1 pseudogene is annotated in these 430 nt (G+C 73.5%); it reads right to left on the bottom strand.

Features of this window, described 5'->3' with window-relative positions:
* Positions 1–430: pseudogene (locus L0P92_RS44910) on the bottom strand (DNA polymerase III subunit gamma and tau); the annotation flags it as partial.

The raw sequence follows: 430 nt of genomic DNA on the forward strand, positions 1-430 counted from the left end.
GCTGGGGAGGTGCGGGGCGCTGGGCGGACGTACCGCCACCGCCGTAGCCGGTGTTGCCGCCGGCGCCGTAGCCGCCGCCACCTCCGCTTCCGCTTCCGCCGCCGAAGCCGGAGGAACCGCCGCCGCCCGGTGGCGGGGGAGCCGAACCGCCGCCCGACGGGTCGACGATCGCCTCGATCTTCCACTGGACGCTGAACTGCTCGGCCAGCGCCTGCCGCAGCACGTCCTCGCTGCCGCTGCTCGCGAAGTTGTCACGCGCGCCGGCGTTCACGAAGCCGAGTTGGAGGGTGGTGCCGTCGAAGCCGGCCACCTGGGCGTTCTGGCTGAGCAGGATCCAGGTGAAGCGGCGGCGGTTCTTGACCGCTTCCAGGATGTTGGGCCAGAGCATGCGGGGGTCGAGGCCGCCGCTGGGGGGTGCGTAGGCGGAGGG

Source organism: Streptomyces muensis (assembly GCF_021474425.1).
In the GTDB taxonomy this organism is placed as follows: domain Bacteria; phylum Actinomycetota; class Actinomycetes; order Streptomycetales; family Streptomycetaceae; genus Streptomyces; species Streptomyces muensis.